The sequence below is a fragment of the Comamonas sp. DB36 genome, from assembly GCF_057914905.1.
Genome location: NZ_CP196631.1, coordinates 2,938,661 through 2,955,405 on the forward strand (window position 1 = coordinate 2,938,661; position 16,745 = coordinate 2,955,405).

Here is a 16,745-nt window from a genome sequence, read left to right on the forward strand (position 1 = left end):
TCGGTTCGTTCCTCCCTGACCTTACTCTTGCCCGGTGAACCAATGTTCACGTGCCTTCATGATCAAAGCTTTCGCTTCGTCGGCAGACTGCCCGGTCAGTTCGGTCAGTTCGTCAATGGCCAAATCGGCCAAGTCATCCCGCGTATGCACGCCACCGTCGGCCAGCTTGGCCACCAGCTCAGGCGTCAACCCCTCGAGGTCGCGCAGATCCTGCGAAACCGTGTCGACATTTTCCTCGCGTGCGATTTCCATCGTGAGCAGAGCGTCCTTGGCTCGCGCCCGCAGCTCGTTCACGGTGTCTTCGTCGAAGCTCTCGATTTCCAGCATTTCCTGCAGCGGCACATAGGCCACTTCTTCCAGGCTGGCGAAACCTTCTTCGATCAGGATGTCGGCGATTTCCTCGTCGACATCCAGATTTTCCATGAACAGGCGGCGAGCGGTATCCGTCTCGTCGGCCTGTTTTTGCGCAGACTCGGCTGCGTCCATGATGTTGATTTTCCAACCGGTGAGGTCGGAAGCCAGACGTACGTTCTGGCCGCCGCGGCCGATGGCGATGGCGAGGTTTTCCTCGTCAACCACCACGTCCATGGCATGTTTTTCTTCGTCGACCACGATGGACGACACGTTCGCCGGGGCCAGCGCACCGATCACGAACTGCGCCGGGTCTTCCGACCACAGCACGATGTCGACGCGCTCGCCGGCCAACTCGTTGGTCACGGCGTTGACGCGCGTGCCGCGCACACCGACGCAGGTCCCGATGGGGTCCACGCGCTTGTCATGCGAGATCACGGCGATTTTCGCACGGCTGCCGGGATCGCGTGCGCAACTCTTGATTTCCAGCAGACCCTGTTCGATTTCGGGCACTTCATTGCGGAACAGTTCCACCATGAATTCGGGCGCCGAACGCGACAGGATGATGGGAGCGCCGCGCAGCGTCAGGTCGACTTCCATGATCATGGCGCGCACGCGGTCGCCGTTGCGCAGGTTTTCCTTGGGAATCATTTCGCTGCGGCGCAGGCGTCCTTCGACGCGTCCGCCTTCGACGATGATGTCGCCCTTGTCCATGCGCTTGACGGTGCCGGTGAAGATCTTTTCACCGCGCGCCATGAAGTCGTTGAGCAGCATTTCGCGCTCGGCGTCACGGATCTTCTGCAGGATCACCTGCTTGGCGGCCATGGCGCCGATACGGCCGATAGGCACCGACTCGACTTCTTCTTCGATGTGCTCGCCGACTTCGATGTCCGGAACGCGGTCTTGCGCGTCCATGAGCATTTCTTCGGCTTCGGGGTTCTGCAGGCCGGCGTCATCAGGCACGACCAACCAGCGACGGAAGGTGTCGTAATCACCGCTATCACGGTCGATGGCCACGCGGATATCCACTTCGCCCTGGTACAGCTTCTTCGTGGCCTGGGCCAGAGCCAATTCCACGGCACCAAAGACCACATCGCGCTCGACGTTCTTCTCGCGCGAAATGGCCTCTACCAACATCAACAATTCGCGATTCATGCGATGACTCTCCTATTTCATTCACTCCGAGGGGGCACCTAGTCTCAACCGCAAATCCACGATTTGCCGGGTTGTGTTAGCCGCTTTGAGCCCCGTACTATTTGACCTGCAGTGGCACCGCTCAGGAAGCGGCTTTACCGGCCCTGCCCTTGAAATCCACCAGCGGCGCCAGGCGTGCCTCGCGCAGCTCATCGAGTGCGAATCCCAAAGCCTGCAACGGCGCGGGCACACGCTTCTTGCTCACGCGCTGACCTGGCTTGACTGCCGGCTCATCGCTCCAGACGATTTGCCAGCCACCGGTCTCGCTGCGTTCGAGCGTGCCCCGGAATTTCTTGCGATTGGCGCTGACCTGCCCTGCCGCCGCGGTGCCGATCGGCTCCTTGAGCGTCAAGTCGATCACTTCGCCTTCAAAGCGAACAAAGTCCTGCTCGTGGCGCAAAGGCCGGTCGATGCCAGGCGACGAGACTTCCAGACGCGTGTATTCCGCACCATCGACCTCGAGCGCAAACTGCAGCTGGCGCGTAACCTTCTCACAGTCTTCGACCGTGATGTACTGCTCCGGCAATGCCTGCGTTTCCGGCGTGGGAGCCTGCCAGGGCAAATCGATGGTGACGCGCAGCAGTCCTCCTGCGGAGCGCTCGATCTCCACCAAGTCATAACCCAGGCCTGCGACTGTTTGTTCAACGATTTGCTGTAGTGCCACGTGTATTCAATTCCATCTCTGCAAATACAAAAAACCCGATAACCCCCGGAAAACCCATCCGACAGCTTCGAGCTCCAAATGCAACCGACCAAAAAAAACGGGCGGTATGTACCCGCCCGTTTGGTCGTGAGTCCTATATTGTACCCGCAAACCATTGTCAGGGCTCGCAAACGGCACCCAAACGCTGTGCGGGCAACCGCTGGCGGCAGCTCACAGGCCCGCCGCAAGAATGCGATCGCGCAAGGCCTGCGCCTGCGCGGATACTGCCACGGGCGCCGGCCCGGTGCGCTGCAACGATACCAGAAGTCGGGTCAGCACCGGCAACTGCGGCAGCAGCGGTCCCAGAAAACGTGCGTGCTGCGCGTCGGAAATCAAGAGGCTGGGAAAAGTTTCTATATCGAGATCGCCGGCGACATCTTCACGGTCCTCGATGTCGAGCCACACGAAACGTGCCTCGGGGTGACTTGCCGCGAGGTCTTCGAAACCCTGGCGGTAGTCCTTGCAGACACCGCACCATTGCGCGCACAGGCAGACCACCAGCCATTGCTTGCCCGCCGGGGGCCGCTCACTCTCCATTCCCACTCCTTCAAGGCCGCTTTTTCTCGCGTGCCCGGTAAACCTCGATGGTACCAACCGCTGGCGCCATGTTGCCCCACGATTGTCGGACATAGGACGACACGGCGGCTATCTGCGCGTCACTCAGTTGATGGGAAAACGGGGGCATTCCATGCGGGCGCGGATTGCCGGCCGTGGCCGGCGGGTAGCCGCCCTGCAGCACCATGCGCACCACGTTGCTGCCGTCCGCAAGATTCACCGCACGATTGCCGGCCAGCGCGCCGAATGCCCCGGGCCGGCCTTCGCCCTGCTCGCCATGGCATTGAGCGCAGTGCTGGGTATAGACCTTGGCGCCGAGCAAGGCATCGTTGGCCGTGGCCACCGGCGTGGCCGGTGCCTGGGGCGCGGGCAGCGTCTGCAGATACGTGGCCATGGCCTGCAGGTCGGTGGTCGTCAGATACTGGGTGCTGCGAAACACCACTTCGGCCATGGGTCCGCTGGCCGAGGCGGAAGGAGAGACCCCGGTCTTCAACAACCGCACCAGATCCTCGCGTGGTCCCAGCGCACCGCCCAGCGCCGGCGCATACCAGTCCTGCAGCGCCATCATGCCCCCGCGCATCAGGCCTTCCTCCACCGAGGTCCCCCAACTGTTGCGCGCCGAATGGCAGGCGGCGCAATGCCCCAGCCCCTGCACCAGGTAGGCGCCGCGGTTCCATTCGGCCGGCGCATCGGCCGCGGGCTGCCACGCTTCGGCGCGGAAATACAAGGCACGCCAGACAGCCAGCGCCGCCTGGGTGTTGAACGGAAACGTGAGCGCATGCGCCTTGGCCGGCGCATGCACCGGCGCCAGGCTTTGCAGATAGGCGAACAGCGCGTCGGCATCCTCGCGCACGACGCGCGTGTACTGGGGATAGGGAAAGGCCGGGTACAGCAGACGGCCGTCCTGTGAACGCCCATGGTGCAGCGCGCGCCAGAACGCATCGGGCGTCCAGCGGCCCAGGCCGGTCTCGGGATCGGGCGTGAGGTTGGGCGCATGGATCACGCCAAACGGCGTCTCTATCGCGCGTCCGCCCGCATACTCCGCGCCGCCCTGCGCGGTATGGCAGGCCATGCAATTGCCCGCGCGCGCCAAATAGGCGCCTTTTTCAATCAGGGCGGGCGAAGCCGGCGCGATGGCCGCTCCCGGTTCACGGAACAATTGCGCACCCGCGGCTTCGCCGCGCAGATTGAGCCAGGCCAAAAGGGCCAGGCCCGCCAGCAGCAGCCCGCCCAGGGCCAGCAGCCATCGCATCAATGATTTGCGCATCACTTGCCCTCCTGGTGTGCGGCATGTTCGGCCTGCATGCCGGCGCAGGCCATGGGCGCTGGACCGGGCAGCTGCGCGAGCGGCTTGCCACCCTGGGGCACGGGCTGGGCGGCCAGCCAGGCCGACACCGCCCCCACTTCCTGCACCGACAGCTTGCGCGCGATCGCGGCCATGCAATCGGGGGCCTGGGCGTGGCGCGCGCCGGTGCGCCAGGCGCCCAGCTGGCTGTTGAGATAGTCACGCGACAGGCCCAGCAGGCCGGGCACGGCGGGCAGCGCCCCTGTCATCACCGCGCCGTGGCAGGCCACACAGGCGGGCAGGCCGCGCGCCGCATCGCCCTGCATGACCAGCGCCTGGCCCTGGGCCAGCACCGCCGGCGCGGCCTGCGGCCGCAGCGGCGCGGGATACGGCACTTCGCGGCGTGCAAAGTGTTCGGCCATCTCGCGCAGATAGTCATCGGTCAGCGGCGCCAGCAGATAGGCCATCTGCGTGTGGCTGCGCCGGCCATCGCGAAAATTGAGCATCTGCCGGAACAGGTAATCGGCAGGCTTGCCCGCAAGCCGCGGGAAATAGCCTTCGGGACTGGCCCGGCCCTGGTCGCCATGGCAGGCACTGCAGGCCTTGACACGCCAGGCCATGGAATCGACGGGCGTGTTTTCCATGGCATTTTCCTGGGCCCGAGCGCCTAGAGAGAGTGTTCCCAGCAGCACCGCGGCAAGAAGCGCGTGACGGGCAGAACCGCTGCGCCCTGCATTTGCCCTCCCCCATTTCAAACCTGCCATGAATCGCTCGCCTGTCATGCTTAGAGACTTCCGAATCTACGGCTTCGCTTAGGCACGGGCTAGAGGGACAACCAGAGGCACGCGCCTAGCCCCTACTCAACCGACAATCCGTGCCAGCGTCGACCTACATGCGACGACGAGGGCTCTGCTACATTGGTTCCAGTCCTTCAACCATGGGCATCCGCAGCCGGGCTGTGGCGGCCTTCAGGGAGTCGCTCATGTTCGCTGCAGGCTTTCTCCAAACCGGCGATCCGCCGCGCTACTGGTTGCTGGCAATGCTGCTGTGCGGCCTGGTGTTCGCCTGCGGGCTCAGCGCCCATACGCACCCCGTGCCGCGCGATATCGCGGTGATCCAGAATTTCGACGCCCAACGTTACGCGGGACCCTGGTTCGTGCTCGCGCGCATGGACCATCCGGCGGAACAGCGATTGATACAGACCGGCGTCTATTACCGCAGCAACGCCGACGGCTCGCTGTCCATGGTGCAGCGCGGCCTCGATCCCGAGCGCAGGCAATGGACCAAGCGCGAAAGCCTGGCCCTGCCCGCGGGCGCGGCACACGAAGGCGCGCTGAAAATTTCGTCCCATGGCACGGTCACCAGCGACTACCATGTAGTTGCGCTCGATGCCGACTACCGCTGGGCCCTCGTTCTGGGCACCAGCGCCGAACGCGTGTGGGTGCTGTCGCGCACGCCCGTGCTGCGCCCCGCAGACCGGGCCAATGTGCTGCACCAGGCGCGCCTCGCGGGCGTCAACACCGAACAGCTGCTCTGGGTTCCACAGGAACGCCAGGGTGCACCTTTGCTCTAGCTTGCAGTCGCCATGGAGAACCCCTGAATGGATTACAAGGACTATTACAAGATCCTCGGTGTCGATCCCAAGGCAAGCGCCCAGGACATCAAGAAAGCCTACCGGCGCCTGGCGCGCAAGCACCATCCCGACCTGAGCAAGGATCCAGAGTCCGCGCGCCGCATGGCCGAGCTCAATGAAGCCAACACCGTGCTGTCCGATCCCGAAAAGCGCGCGGCCTACGACCAGCTCGGCGCCGAGCCGCCGCCGGACTTTGGCGCGCACGGCGGTTTCCGTCCTCCACCCCACTGGGACGAGGACCATGCGTTCCATCAGAACGGCGGCACCGACAGCGAGGACTACAGCGACTTCTTCGACCAACTGTTCGGCCGCACCGCCTATGCCCGCCAGACCCATGCGCGCGGCCAGACGCCGCCCGACCGCAAGGGTCGCGACCACCATGCGGTCATCGAACTGGACCTGGAAGACAGCTATCGCGGCACCGAGCGCTCGCTGCAGGTGCGCAGTGCCGCGCTCGATGCCCAGGGCCACGCCGTGGAAAAGACGCGCGAGCTCAAGGTCACCATTCCGAAAGGCGTCAAGGAAGGACAGCTGATACGCCTCGCGGGCCACGGCAGCCCGGGCCTGGGCCAGGGATCATCCGGAGATCTGCTGCTGGAGGTGCGTTTTCGCCCCGACCCCCGTTGGTACGCCAAGGACAAGGACGTGTACCAGCATGTGGCGATCGCGCCTTGGGAAGCGGCTCTGGGCGGCCCCATCGAAGTGGCGACGCTCGCCGGCACGCTCGAAGTCAACGTGCCCGCGGGCTGGAAAAAAGGCCGCCAGCTGCGCCTGCGCGGAAAGGGCCTGCCCGCCCAGACGCCCGGAGACATGTATTTGCTGCTCGATATCGCGCTGCCGCCGGCCAATGACGAAGCCAGCCGCAAGGCCTACGAAGCGTTCTCGCAGGCCTTCCCGCACTTCAACGCGCGCAATGCCTGAACCTGCCATGAGGAAAATGCCATGACCGCCGCTCCCTCCCCTTTCTGCACGCCCTGCGAAGTGCTGGACACGGCAGCGCTCGATATTGCGCAACTGGCCCACGCCTGCGCCCAGCCCACGGGCTGGGTGGTGCAGCGCGTGCAGGAAGAAGTGCTGCACATCGATGGCGACAGTGGCCAGGGCGACAGCGAATGGCGCTTCAGCAGCCGCACGCTGCTGCGCGCCCGGCGCATCGCGCATCTTGAAACGGCATACGATGCCGATCCACAGCTCGCGGCACTCGCGGCCGATCTGATGGAAGAAGTGCAGACGCTGCGCAGGCTGCTGCATGAACGCGGGCAAGAGCGGCGCTGAAACTGCACGCCAAAAAGCAAAAAAGCCCTCGAAAGGGCTTTTTTTCAGGGAAGCGAAGCCGCAGCTCAGCCGCCTTGGTGCACGCGCTTGCCGGGGTTCTTCTTCGAGCGCGTAGCGACGCCACGTTCCTTGCTCACGCGCTGACCGCGGCCAGCCGTGGGCAGGCTATAACCGTTGGGCAGGGGAGGCTGGGGCGTGAACTTGCGGTCGGCTTCGGTAACGATCTTGTTGCCCATGGGACATCCTTCAATGAAAAAAGCGATTTGAAGCCGCTATTAAGCCACAGCCTGGGCCCTGCCTGCACGGCAAAGTCATATGCCGACGCGCGTTATCGCTGCGAAAGCCGGCTTTGCATGCATGCAACGGGCTGCTGTCCGACAGCGCAGTCCCACAGGACAGCGGATAAGAGTCGGCTATGCACATACTCTGGACCTACCTGAAGCCCCACGCCCGGCTCGCCTGGCTGGCGCTGCTGCTGGCCGCGATCAGCCAGGTGCTGGCGCTCGTGGACCCTATCATTTTCGGCAAGATCATCGATGGCTACGCCGTCCATCCCGGCGACAAGACCGATGCCGAGCTGATTTCCGGCGTGCTGCGCCTGCTGGGCCTGGCCGTGGTCGTGGCCATAGGTTCGCGCCTGGCCAAGGCGCTGCAGGAGTATGTGACCCGGCTGGTGGTGCAAAAGCTGGGCACGCAGCTGTTCAACGACGGCCTGCGCCAGGTGATGCGGCTCAAATACCAGGAGTTCGCCGAGATGCGCACCGGCGAGACCTTGTCGCTGCTGCAAAAGGCGCGCGCCGACAGCGAGCGCTTCATCAACACCTTCATCAATACCGTGTTCGCCGCCGTCGTCGGCATCAGCTTTCTGGTCTGGTACTCGGTCACGCGGCATTGGGCGCTGGTGCCGGTGTTCCTGATCGGCGTGCTGGTGCTCGGCGGCCTGACCGGCCTGCTCAGCCGCGAAATCCGCAACCAGCAGCGCTCCATCGTGCGCGAGACCAACCGCAACTCGGGCTTCATCACCGAGTCGCTGCGCAACATCGAACTGATCAAGAGCCTGGGGCTCACTTTCCCCGAAGTGCGCCGCCTGCAGGCCCAGACCGAGAAGATCTTTGCGCTCGAGATGCTCAAGGTCAAGCGCATACGCCTGCTGTCGTTCCTGCAGGGCTCGACGCTGAGCCTGCTGAAGCTGGGCATACTGTTTGCGCTGCTGTGGCTGATATTTCGCGATGTGCTGAGCACCGGCGAGCTGATCGCCATGCAGTTCATCTCGGTGGCGATCTTCGCGCCGCTGCAGGAGCTGGGCAACATCATCGTCGCCTGGCGCGAAGCCGAAGCCTCGCTGCTGAACTTCGACACGCTGATGAAGAAGCCCGTGGAAAAGCGCCCCGCCAACCCGCAGCGCGTGGGCCTGGTGCAGGACCTGAGCTTCGACCAAGTCGAATTCCAGCACCAGGGTGCCAGCGACAAGGCGCTCGACGGCGTGTCGTTCTCGGCCAAGCTGGGCGACACCATTGCCTTTGTCGGTCCTTCGGGCTCTGGCAAGTCGACGCTGGTCAAGCTGCTCGTAGGCCTCTACACGCCCCAGGCCGGCACCATTGCCTTCAACGGCATAGCGACGCAGCAGCTGCGCTACAACGAAGTGCGCCGCCAGATCGGCTTCGTGACCCAGGAGACCCATCTGTTCGCCGGCACGCTGCGCGAGAACATGCTGTTCGTCAAACCCGATGCGACCGACGCAGACATCCTCACGGCGCTCGAGCAGGCCTCGTGCCTGCATCTGCTCGAGCGTTCGCCGCTGGGCCTGGACACGCCGATAGGCGAGTCGGGCGTGCGGCTGTCCGGCGGCGAGAAGCAGCGGCTGTCGATCGCGCGCGCGCTGGTGCGCGATCCGCGGCTGCTGATCTTCGACGAAGCCACGTCGGCGCTGGATTCGCTGACCGAGGAGCAGATCACCGCGACGGTGCGCCGGGTGTCGCAGCAGTCCAACCGCATCACGCTGCTGATCGCCCACCGCCTGTCGACCATCCTGCATGCCCAGACCATCATGGTGCTCGAGCGCGGACGCGTGGTCGAAGCCGGCAGCCATGCCGAGCTGCTCGAGCGCAAGGGCCTGTACTACGCGATGTGGCGCCAGCAGATCGGCGAACGCCCCGCGGGCCGGCCGCTGGGCGCGATCGCCCCGCAAGCGCCCGCCGGCGACGAATGACGCGGCCTGCACGACCGCAGCGCGCGCAAACGTCGTCCTTCGCTGACCGCAGCATGCCAGCAAACACCTACACGCGGCGCACGCGGCGCGCGGTAGATTGTTGGTAATGGGCGCAGCGCCCTCACCATAAAAGTGCTGACGACCTGTTAACGGCCCCACCGCCGCGCGCAGGCGTTGATTGTCAACACCGTCCAAGGAGTTCTATGTCCCGTCACACCCCTCGCCAACTGCCCTCCTTCGATGACCTGCGCAGTCGCCTGGACCATGCCCGCCTGCCCGCATCGGCCAGGCGCACCGGCTCCGCGGTCGCAGTGGCGGTGAGCGCCGGTGCGATTGCCTATCTGGCCTGGATGGCCTTGCGCAGCCCCGCACGGCCGGCGTCGGTGCAGCCCGTGGGCAACTTCGACATCTCGCGCTATCTGGGCCGCTGGTATGAAGTGGCGCGCATAGACCAGCGTTTCGAGAAAGGCCTGGTGCGCACGCGCGCCGAATACAGCCTTGCACCCAACGGCAGCGTGCAGGTGGTGAACCGCGGTTTCGATCCGCGCCGCAACCGCTGGCAGGAAGCACGCGGCAAGGCGCAGTTTGTCGGCAGCTCGGACGAAGCCGCGCTCAAAGTCTCGTTCTTCGGGCCTTTCTACGGCGGCTACAACGTGGTCGCGCTCGATGAGCAATACCGCTGGGCCATGGTCATAGGCTCCAGCCTCGACGACTTCTGGATTCTCTCGCGCACGCCCGTGCTGCCGACCGGCGTGCGCCAGCATCTGCTGGCCCAGGCCCAGCAGATCGGCGTCGATCTGGACCGCATCCTGTGGGTGATGCAGGACGGTGCCAACCCTACAGGCAGCTGAGCGCCATTCAGCCTCAGGCGCCGCGCCCTTGCAGAAAAGGCAGCGCGGCGTCCAGCAGCGCCTGCGGCGCTTCTTCCGCAATGTAGTGGCCGCAAGGCAGAGGCCAGCCACGCACGTCGTCGGCGATTTTCTGCCATTCCTTCAGAGGTTCGAAGCAGCGGTGCACCACGCCCTGCTCTCCCCACAGCACCAGCAGCGGCACGCTCAGGCGCAGTCCCGTTTGCCGGTCTTCGCGCTCGTGCACCAGGTCTATGCCCGCCGCTGCGCGGTAATCCTCGCACACGCCATGCGCCGCGCCCGGCAGCGCCAGGCAGCGCATGTATTCGCCCAGCGCTCTCGCATCAAACGGCGCCAGCCCCGCGCTGCGCCCGCCCATCACATCACGCACATAGGCCGCGGCATCGGCCTCGATCAGGCGTTCGGGCAATGGTGCGGGCTGGATCAGAAAGAACCAGTGCCAGTAGGCGCGCGCGAAATCCTCGTTGGTCTGCTCATACATGGCCAGCGTGGGCGCGATGTCGAGCAGCACCAGCCGCTCGACGGCCGGCCCATGGTCCATGGCGAGCCTGTGGGCGACGCGCGCGCCGCGGTCGTGGGCCAGCACGCTGAAGCGGCCATGGCCCAGCTGCTGCATCAGCACCAGCAGATCGCGCGCCATGCGGCGCTTGCTGTAGTTTGCATGGTCGGCAGCGCCGCGCGGCTTGGACGAATCGCCGTAGCCGCGCAGGTCGGGAACGACCAGCGTGAAATGCCGCGACAGCTCGGGCACCAGCCGGTGCCAGATCACCCCCGTCTGCGGATGGCCGTGCACCAGCAGCAGCGCCGGCCCCTGGCCGCCGACCCAGGCGTGCAGCTGCACGCCTTCGTCGACCAGCACCTGCTGTGGGGCCAGGCCCGCCATCAAGGCCGCGGCCTCGGTCTCTACGGCAAGTTCGGCTTGGGCGACGGTCATTGGTTCTCCTGGTGGCAAATATGCGCCCCATGATAGGGAGAAACAATTTTCTATTGATGGCTTGCGATTTACTTCACTAGTTCATTCAATTCATGAATTGAACAGCATGGCCTAGGAAAGCGTCGCCGCGGCCACGAGGCGCTGGGTATAGGGGTGGCGCGGTGCATCGAGCACCTGGGATACGGGCCCGGCCTCGAGCACTTCGCCGTCCTTCATGACCATCACATCGTGGGCCATGGCGCGTATCACTTCGACGTCGTGGGTGATCAGCAGATAGCTCAGGCCGCGCTCCTTCTGCAGCCGCTGCAGCAGCGCCAGCACCTGCTGCTGCACCGTCACGTCGAGCGCGCTGGTCGGCTCGTCGAGCACCAGCAGCTGCGGCTGCACTATCAGTGCGCGCGCGATCGCCAGGCGCTGGCGCTGGCCGCCGGAAAACTCATGCGGATAGCGCTGCATCAGCCCCGGGTACTGCAGCTCGGTCAGGCCGACGTCGGCCAGGGCCTGCTCCACACGCTGGCGACGATCGACTGCCACGCCGGTGGCCGCGTGCACGCGCAGCCCTTCGCCGACGATCTCCTCCACCGTGAGGCGCGGCGACAGCGACGAGAACGGGTCCTGGAACACCACCTGCACGCTGCGGCGCAGCGCCTGGTTGGCCGGACTGTTGCGCGTGGCCGGCAGATGCCAGGCCTGGCCATTGATGCGCAGTTGCCCGTCGGACGGCAGCAGGCCCAAAATGGCCTGGGCCAGCGTTGACTTGCCCGAGCCCGATTCGCCCACGATGCCCAGCGTGTGGTGCGGCAGCAGGCGCAGGTCAACGCCCTTGACGGCAACAAACTCGCCCTTGCGGAACCAGCCGCGCAGCCCGGGCAGCGGCGTCGCGTAGCGCACCTGCAGCTGCTGTGTCTCGACCAGCACCTTGTCTGCGCGCGGCGGCAACTCCACCACGTCGCGCTGCGGCACGCTGCCGATCAGGCGCCGCGTATAGGCATGCTGGGGGTGGGCGAAAACTTCGTGCACCGGACCCTGTTCGACCAGCAGTCCGCGCTCCATGACTGCGGCGCGGTCGGCAAAGCGGCGCACCAGATTCAGGTCATGGGTGATCAGCAGCAGCGCCATGCCGGTCTGGCGCTGCAGCTCGCCGAGCAGCTCCAGGATCTGCACGCGCAGCGTGACATCGAGCGCCGTCGTCGGCTCGTCGGCCAGCAGCAGCTTGGGCGCGGACGCCAGCGCCATGGCAATCATCGCGCGCTGGCGCTGGCCGCCGCTGAGCTGATGGGCAAACGAACGCGCGCGCCGCTCGGGCTCCGGAATGCCCGTGGTGGCAAGCAATTCGACGGCCTGCTTGCCGGCCTGGGCGAGCGACAGCGACTGCTTGAGCTGCAGCACTTCAGCGACCTGATCGCCGACCGTCATCAGCGGGTTCAGCGCCGTCATCGGCTCCTGGAAGATCATCGCCACGTCGCCGCCGCGCACGCCGCGCATTTCGCGCTCGGACAGCGCCAGCAGATCGCGGCCGTCAAACAGCACCTGGCCGCTGATGCGCGCCTCGCCTGCCAGGCGCAGCAGCGACAGCGCGGTCACGGTCTTGCCCGAACCCGATTCGCCGACCAGCGCCAGCTTTTCACCCGCATGCAGCTGGAAGTTCACGCCATGCACCACCTGCTTGTCGCCAAAGCGCACCTGCAGGTCGCGCACGTCGAGCAGTGGCGTGGAGGATGGGTTCATTTGCGTCATGCTTTTTCCGATACCTGGGCCTTGCGCGGATCGAGCGCATCGCGCAGCGCGTCGCCCATGAAAGTCAGCAGCAGCAAGGTGCTCACCAGCACGGCAAACGTGCCCAGCGAAATCCACCAGGCATCGATGCTGTTCTTGCCCTGGCTCAGCAGCTCGCCCAGGCTGGGGGTGCCGGGCGGCACGCCCAGGCCCAGGAAGTCTAGCGATGTCAGCGCGAGAATCGCGGCGCTCATGCGAAACGGCAGGAAGGTGACCACGGGCGTGAGACTGTTGGGCAGGATGTGGCGCCAGATGATCTGCGCATTGCCCACGCCCAAAGCGCGCGCGGCCTTCACATAGTCGAGCTGGCGGTTGCGCAGGAACTCGGCGCGCACGTAGTCGGACAGCCCCATCCAGCCGAACAGGCTCAGCAGCACCAGCAGCAAGGCGATGCTGGGCGCGAACAGCGCGCTGAAGATGATCAGCAGGTAGAGCTCGGGCATGGAGCCCCAGATCTCGATGAAGCGCTGGAACGCGAGGTCGGTCCGGCCGCCGAAAAAGCCCTGGATCGCTCCCGTGATGACGCCCAGCAGCACACCGGTCACGGTCAGCGCCAGCGCGAACAGCACGCTCACGCGAAAGCCGTAGATCAGCTGCGCGAGCAGGTCGCGCCCGCGGTCGTCCGTGCCCAGCCAGTTGGCCGCGCTCGGCGGCGAGGGGTTGGGCAGCGCCGCGAAATAGTTGATCGACTGCGGGCCGTAACGGTTGGGCGTGTAGACCGCCCAGTTGCCGGGCGCGGCCAGCTGCTGGGCGATGAACGGATCGAGGTAGTCGGTCGTGGTCTCGAAATCGCCGCCAAACGTGGTCTCGGGGTAGTCGTTCCACAGCGGCCAATAGGTCTGGCCCTGGTAATGCACGACGATGGGTCGGTCGTTGCTCAGCAGCTCGGCGCCCAGGCTCAGCAGCACCATCGCGCAGAAGACGATCAGGCTCCAGTAGCCCAGGCGGTTGCGCTCGAAACGCTGCCAGGCGCGGCGCGCGGGCGACAGCGAAGGGCGCAGCGAAGGCGCAGCAGATGTGGAATCAGTCGAACTTGACACGTGGATCCACCCAGACATAGCAAAGGTCGCTGATCAGCTTGGTCACCAGGCCGATCAGCGTGAACAGATACAGGGTTCCAAGCACGACCGGATAGTCGCGCCGGATCACGCTTTCATAGCTCAGCAGCCCCAGGCCGTCGAGCGAGAACAGGGTTTCTATCAGCAGCGAGCCCGCGAAGAATGCGCCGATGAAGGCCGCGGGAAAGCCGGTGATGATGGGAATCAGCGCGTTGCGGAACACATGCTTCCACAGCACCTGGCGCTCGCTCAGGCCCTTGGCGCGCGCGGTCAGCACATACTGCTTTCGGATTTCCTCGAGGAAGGCGTTCTTGGTCAGCATGGCGGTGACGGCGAAGCTGCCAGCGACCATGGCCGTGACCGGCAGCGCGATGTGCCACAGGTAGTCGACGATGCGCGCGCCCCAGCCCAGCTGCTCCCAGTTGGCCGAAGTCAGGCCGCGCAGCGGAAACCACTGCAGCTGGCCGCCGAAGATCACCAGCAGCGCCACGCCCAGCACAAAGCCCGGAATCGCATAGCCCACGAGAATCAGCAGCGTGGTCACGAGATCGAAGCGCGAGCCCGCGCGCACCGCCTTGGCCACGCCCAGCGGCACGGCGACGAGATAGCTGATCAGGAAGGTCCACAGGCCCAGGCTGATGGACACCGGCAGCTTCTCCACCACCAGATCCCAGACCGCCTTGTTGTGGAAAAAGCTGCGCCCCAGATCGAAGCGCGCGAACTGGCCCAGCATCTGGAAGAAGCGCTCATGCGCAGGCTTGTCGAAGCCGTAGAGCGCCTTGATCTGTTCTAGGCGCTGCGGGTCCACGCCCTGGGCGCCGCGGTAGTTCATGCCGCCGCCCCCGCCCGTCGCCCCGCCCACTCCGGCCTTGGCTTCGGCCAGATACTGCTCCACCGGCCCGCCGGGAACGAACTGGATCACGACAAAGGTCAGCAGCAGCACGCCCAGCAGCGTGGGCACCATCAGCAGCAGCCGCTTGAGGATATAGACGAACATGGTCGGCCTTTCTAGCGGGGCTCGGCGGAAGTCTGCGGCGGCAGCCTGGCCCACCAGGTGTCCAGCGCCCAGAGCTCGCCCGTGGCATAGGGCGGCACGGTCTCGGGGCGTTGCAGCCGCCAGGCGTTGTAGACCATGCGGTGCGTGCCCGCGCTCCACTGCGGAATCAGATAGTGGCTGTGCGCGATCACGCGTTCGAGCGCATGGCAGGCCGGCAGCAATTCTTCCTGCGACCTGGCCGTGGTGATGGCCTTGATCAGCGCATCGACGGCCGGGTTCTTGACGCCGGCATAGTTGCCCGAATCCTCGGTGTCCGCGGCCTTGCTGCCGAACAGGTCGGCGAATTCCTGGCCCGGGTTGTGCGTGCCCTGGAAGACGATGGTCGCCATGTCGAAATCGAATTTCTGCAGCCGCTGCTGGAACAGCGCGAAGTCGACGGCGCGGTATTTGAGCTTAATGCCCAGCTTCTCGAGGTTGCGCTGCCAGGGCGCGACCGTGCGCAGGCTGCCCTCGCCGCTGTCCATGTATTCGAGCTCCAGCGCCTGGCCGGCCGCGTTGCGCAGCACGCCGTCCTGCACGCTCCAGCCCGCATCGCGCAGCAGCTGCTGGGCGCGGCGCAGATTGGCACGCAGCGAATTCGGTGGATCGGTGCGCGGCGGGCTGTACATTTCGCCGAACGCCGCGGCCGGAATCTGCGCGCGCCAGGGCTCCATCAGCGCCAGCTCGGCCGCGCTGGGCAGGCCGCGCGTCTCGCAGGCCGTGTTGCCGAACATGCCGCGCACGCGGTAGTACGAGCCGTAGAACATCTGGCGGTTCATCCACTCGTAATCCATCGCCAGATCAAGCGCTTCGCGCACGCGTGCGTCCTGCAGCAGCGGCCGGCGCGTGTTGAGCACATAGCTCTGGAAGCCCGATGGCAGCTTGTGTTCGAACTCGCCCTTGACCAGCTCGCCCGTGGAAAAGCGCTTGCCGCTGATGCGCCGCGCCCAGTCGCCGGCGCTGTAGACGCGCATCAGATCGAACTCGCCGGCCTTGAGGGCTTCGAGCCGCGCGGTGTTGTCCTTGTAGATCTTGACGCTCACGCGCTCGAAGTTGGCCGTGCCCTTGCGCGCGCCCAGATCCCTGGCCCAGTAGTTCGCGTCGAGCACATAGGTGATGTCCTTGCCGAAACGCACCGGACCCACGCGGTACGGGCCGCTGCCGATGGGGATTTCCATCACCACCTGATCGAAAGGCTTGACCTTGCCGTCCTCGCCGCGCGCCCAGTCGGGGCTGAAGATGGGCAGGCCGCCCACGGTCAGCGGCAGTTCGCGGTTGGGCACATGAAAACGAAAGCGCACCGTGCGCTCATCGACCACGTCCGCGCCCGCGACGTCGATCAGCAGCGTCTTGTAGGCCGGCGAAGTGTATTGGCCGATCAGCGTCTCGAAGCTGTACTTCACGTCCTTGGCCAGCACCGGCTTGCCGTTGTGAAAGCGCGCCTCGCGCCGCAGCCGGAATGTCGCCGACAGGCCGTCGGGCGCGACGTCCACGTCTTCTGCGAGCAGGCCGTAGCCGGTCGCGGTCTCGTCGAGCGAACCGGTGAGCAGCGTGTCGAACAGCAGATTCGACAGATAGGCCGGCGCATTGCCCTTGATGGTGAACGGGTTGTACTTGTCGAAAGTCGATACCCGCAGGTTGCTCACCAGCCGCATCTCGCCGCCCTTGGGCGCCTGCGGATTGACGTAATCGAAATGCGTGAAGCCCGCGGGATAGCGCGGCTGCCCCCATAACGCATAGGCATGCGCGCTCCAGGCAGGGGAGGCACCGAGAAGCAGCAGAGAAAACATCCAGTAGCGCATGAGACAATTCTGCCCTAGCCTTGACCGGATGCGTCCATCGCCCGGTCGCCGCGCGCAACAGAATT

16 protein-coding genes are annotated in these 16,745 nt (G+C 65.4%); 5 read left to right on the top strand and 11 right to left on the bottom strand.

Features of this window, described 5'->3' with window-relative positions; genetic code table 11:
* Positions 1 to 21: 21 nt before the first annotated feature.
* From nusA to ACSVDO_RS13680, 5 genes are all read right to left on the bottom strand, one after another.
* Positions 22 to 1,506 carry a transcription termination factor NusA gene (gene nusA, locus ACSVDO_RS13660; RefSeq protein ID WP_332538177.1) on the bottom strand — a complete coding sequence of 495 codons (1,485 nt, stop codon included), beginning with the start codon at positions 1,504 to 1,506 and terminating at the stop codon, positions 22 to 24.
* 121 nt (positions 1,507 to 1,627) lie between these two features.
* Complete coding sequence (gene rimP / locus ACSVDO_RS13665; RefSeq protein ID WP_332538179.1) at positions 1,628 to 2,209, bottom strand: ribosome maturation factor RimP; 582 nt, start codon at positions 2,207 to 2,209, stop codon at positions 1,628 to 1,630.
* A gap of 210 nt (positions 2,210 to 2,419) precedes the next feature.
* Positions 2,420 to 2,785, bottom strand: coding sequence for a thioredoxin family protein (locus tag ACSVDO_RS13670; protein WP_489592775.1), 366 nt, complete (start codon positions 2,783 to 2,785; stop codon positions 2,420 to 2,422).
* 10 nt (positions 2,786 to 2,795) lie between these two features.
* Entirely contained in the window at positions 2,796 to 4,070 is a 1,275-nt protein-coding gene (locus tag ACSVDO_RS13675; RefSeq protein ID WP_489592777.1) for a c-type cytochrome, read from the bottom strand.
* Positions 4,070 to 4,732 carry a c-type cytochrome gene (locus ACSVDO_RS13680; protein WP_489592779.1) on the bottom strand — a complete coding sequence of 221 codons (663 nt, stop codon included), beginning with the start codon at positions 4,730 to 4,732 and terminating at the stop codon, positions 4,070 to 4,072. Before ACSVDO_RS13680 ends, ACSVDO_RS13675 begins: the two co-directional genes overlap by 1 nt.
* Positions 4,733 to 5,070: 338 nt before the next feature.
* Between ACSVDO_RS13680 and ACSVDO_RS13685 the strand changes: the two genes are divergently transcribed.
* The 3 genes from ACSVDO_RS13685 to ACSVDO_RS13695 are packed head-to-tail and all read left to right on the top strand — an operon-like array spanning position 5,071 to position 6,996.
* Positions 5,071 to 5,661 carry a lipocalin family protein gene (locus ACSVDO_RS13685; protein WP_489592781.1) on the top strand — a complete coding sequence of 197 codons (591 nt, stop codon included), beginning with the start codon at positions 5,071 to 5,073 and terminating at the stop codon, positions 5,659 to 5,661.
* 27 nt (positions 5,662 to 5,688) lie between these two features.
* A complete protein-coding gene (locus ACSVDO_RS13690; protein WP_489592783.1) occupies positions 5,689 to 6,642 on the top strand; it encodes a DnaJ C-terminal domain-containing protein in 954 nt (317 codons plus the stop codon).
* 21 nt (positions 6,643 to 6,663) lie between these two features.
* Positions 6,664 to 6,996 carry a MerR family transcriptional regulator gene (locus ACSVDO_RS13695; protein ID WP_489592785.1) on the top strand — a complete coding sequence of 111 codons (333 nt, stop codon included), beginning with the start codon at positions 6,664 to 6,666 and terminating at the stop codon, positions 6,994 to 6,996.
* Positions 6,997 to 7,061: 65 nt separating this feature from the next.
* Here the strand turns inward: ACSVDO_RS13695 and ACSVDO_RS13700 are convergent, their stop codons facing one another.
* A complete protein-coding gene (locus tag ACSVDO_RS13700) occupies positions 7,062 to 7,232 on the bottom strand; it encodes a hypothetical protein (protein ID WP_332538189.1) in 171 nt (56 codons plus the stop codon).
* Between the two features lie 179 nt (positions 7,233 to 7,411).
* Here ACSVDO_RS13700 and ACSVDO_RS13705 point away from each other — a divergent pair, with 179 nt between their 5' ends.
* On the top strand, positions 7,412 to 9,205 hold the full coding sequence (locus tag ACSVDO_RS13705; protein WP_489592787.1) for an ABC transporter ATP-binding protein: 1,794 nt from the start codon (positions 7,412 to 7,414) through the stop codon (positions 9,203 to 9,205).
* Between the two features lie 203 nt (positions 9,206 to 9,408).
* Positions 9,409 to 10,056 carry a lipocalin family protein gene (locus tag ACSVDO_RS13710; RefSeq protein ID WP_332538191.1) on the top strand — a complete coding sequence of 216 codons (648 nt, stop codon included), beginning with the start codon at positions 9,409 to 9,411 and terminating at the stop codon, positions 10,054 to 10,056.
* A 13-nt stretch (positions 10,057 to 10,069) separates the two neighbouring features.
* Here ACSVDO_RS13710 and ACSVDO_RS13715 read toward each other — a convergent pair whose 3' ends face one another.
* The 5 genes from ACSVDO_RS13715 to ACSVDO_RS13735 all read right to left on the bottom strand — a co-directional run bounded on the left by ACSVDO_RS13715 (position 10,070) and on the right by ACSVDO_RS13735 (position 16,680).
* Complete coding sequence (locus ACSVDO_RS13715; RefSeq protein ID WP_489596406.1) at positions 10,070 to 10,957, bottom strand: alpha/beta fold hydrolase; 888 nt, start codon at positions 10,955 to 10,957, stop codon at positions 10,070 to 10,072.
* Between the two features lie 162 nt (positions 10,958 to 11,119).
* Positions 11,120 to 12,736: an ABC transporter ATP-binding protein gene (locus tag ACSVDO_RS13720; RefSeq protein WP_489592789.1), complete on the bottom strand. Its 1,617-nt coding sequence runs from the start codon at positions 12,734 to 12,736 to the stop codon at positions 11,120 to 11,122.
* 5 nt (positions 12,737 to 12,741) lie between these two features.
* Positions 12,742 to 13,842, bottom strand: coding sequence for an ABC transporter permease (locus ACSVDO_RS13725; protein ID WP_489592791.1), 1,101 nt, complete (start codon positions 13,840 to 13,842; stop codon positions 12,742 to 12,744).
* A complete protein-coding gene (locus tag ACSVDO_RS13730) occupies positions 13,808 to 14,839 on the bottom strand; it encodes a microcin C ABC transporter permease YejB (RefSeq protein ID WP_489592793.1) in 1,032 nt (343 codons plus the stop codon). The genes ACSVDO_RS13725 and ACSVDO_RS13730 overlap by 35 nt, the downstream gene beginning before the upstream one ends.
* Before the next feature lie 11 nt (positions 14,840 to 14,850).
* Positions 14,851 to 16,680, bottom strand: a complete 1,830-nt coding sequence (locus tag ACSVDO_RS13735; RefSeq protein WP_489592795.1) for an extracellular solute-binding protein — start codon at positions 16,678 to 16,680, stop codon at positions 14,851 to 14,853.
* Between the last annotated feature and the right edge of the window lie 65 nt (positions 16,681 to 16,745).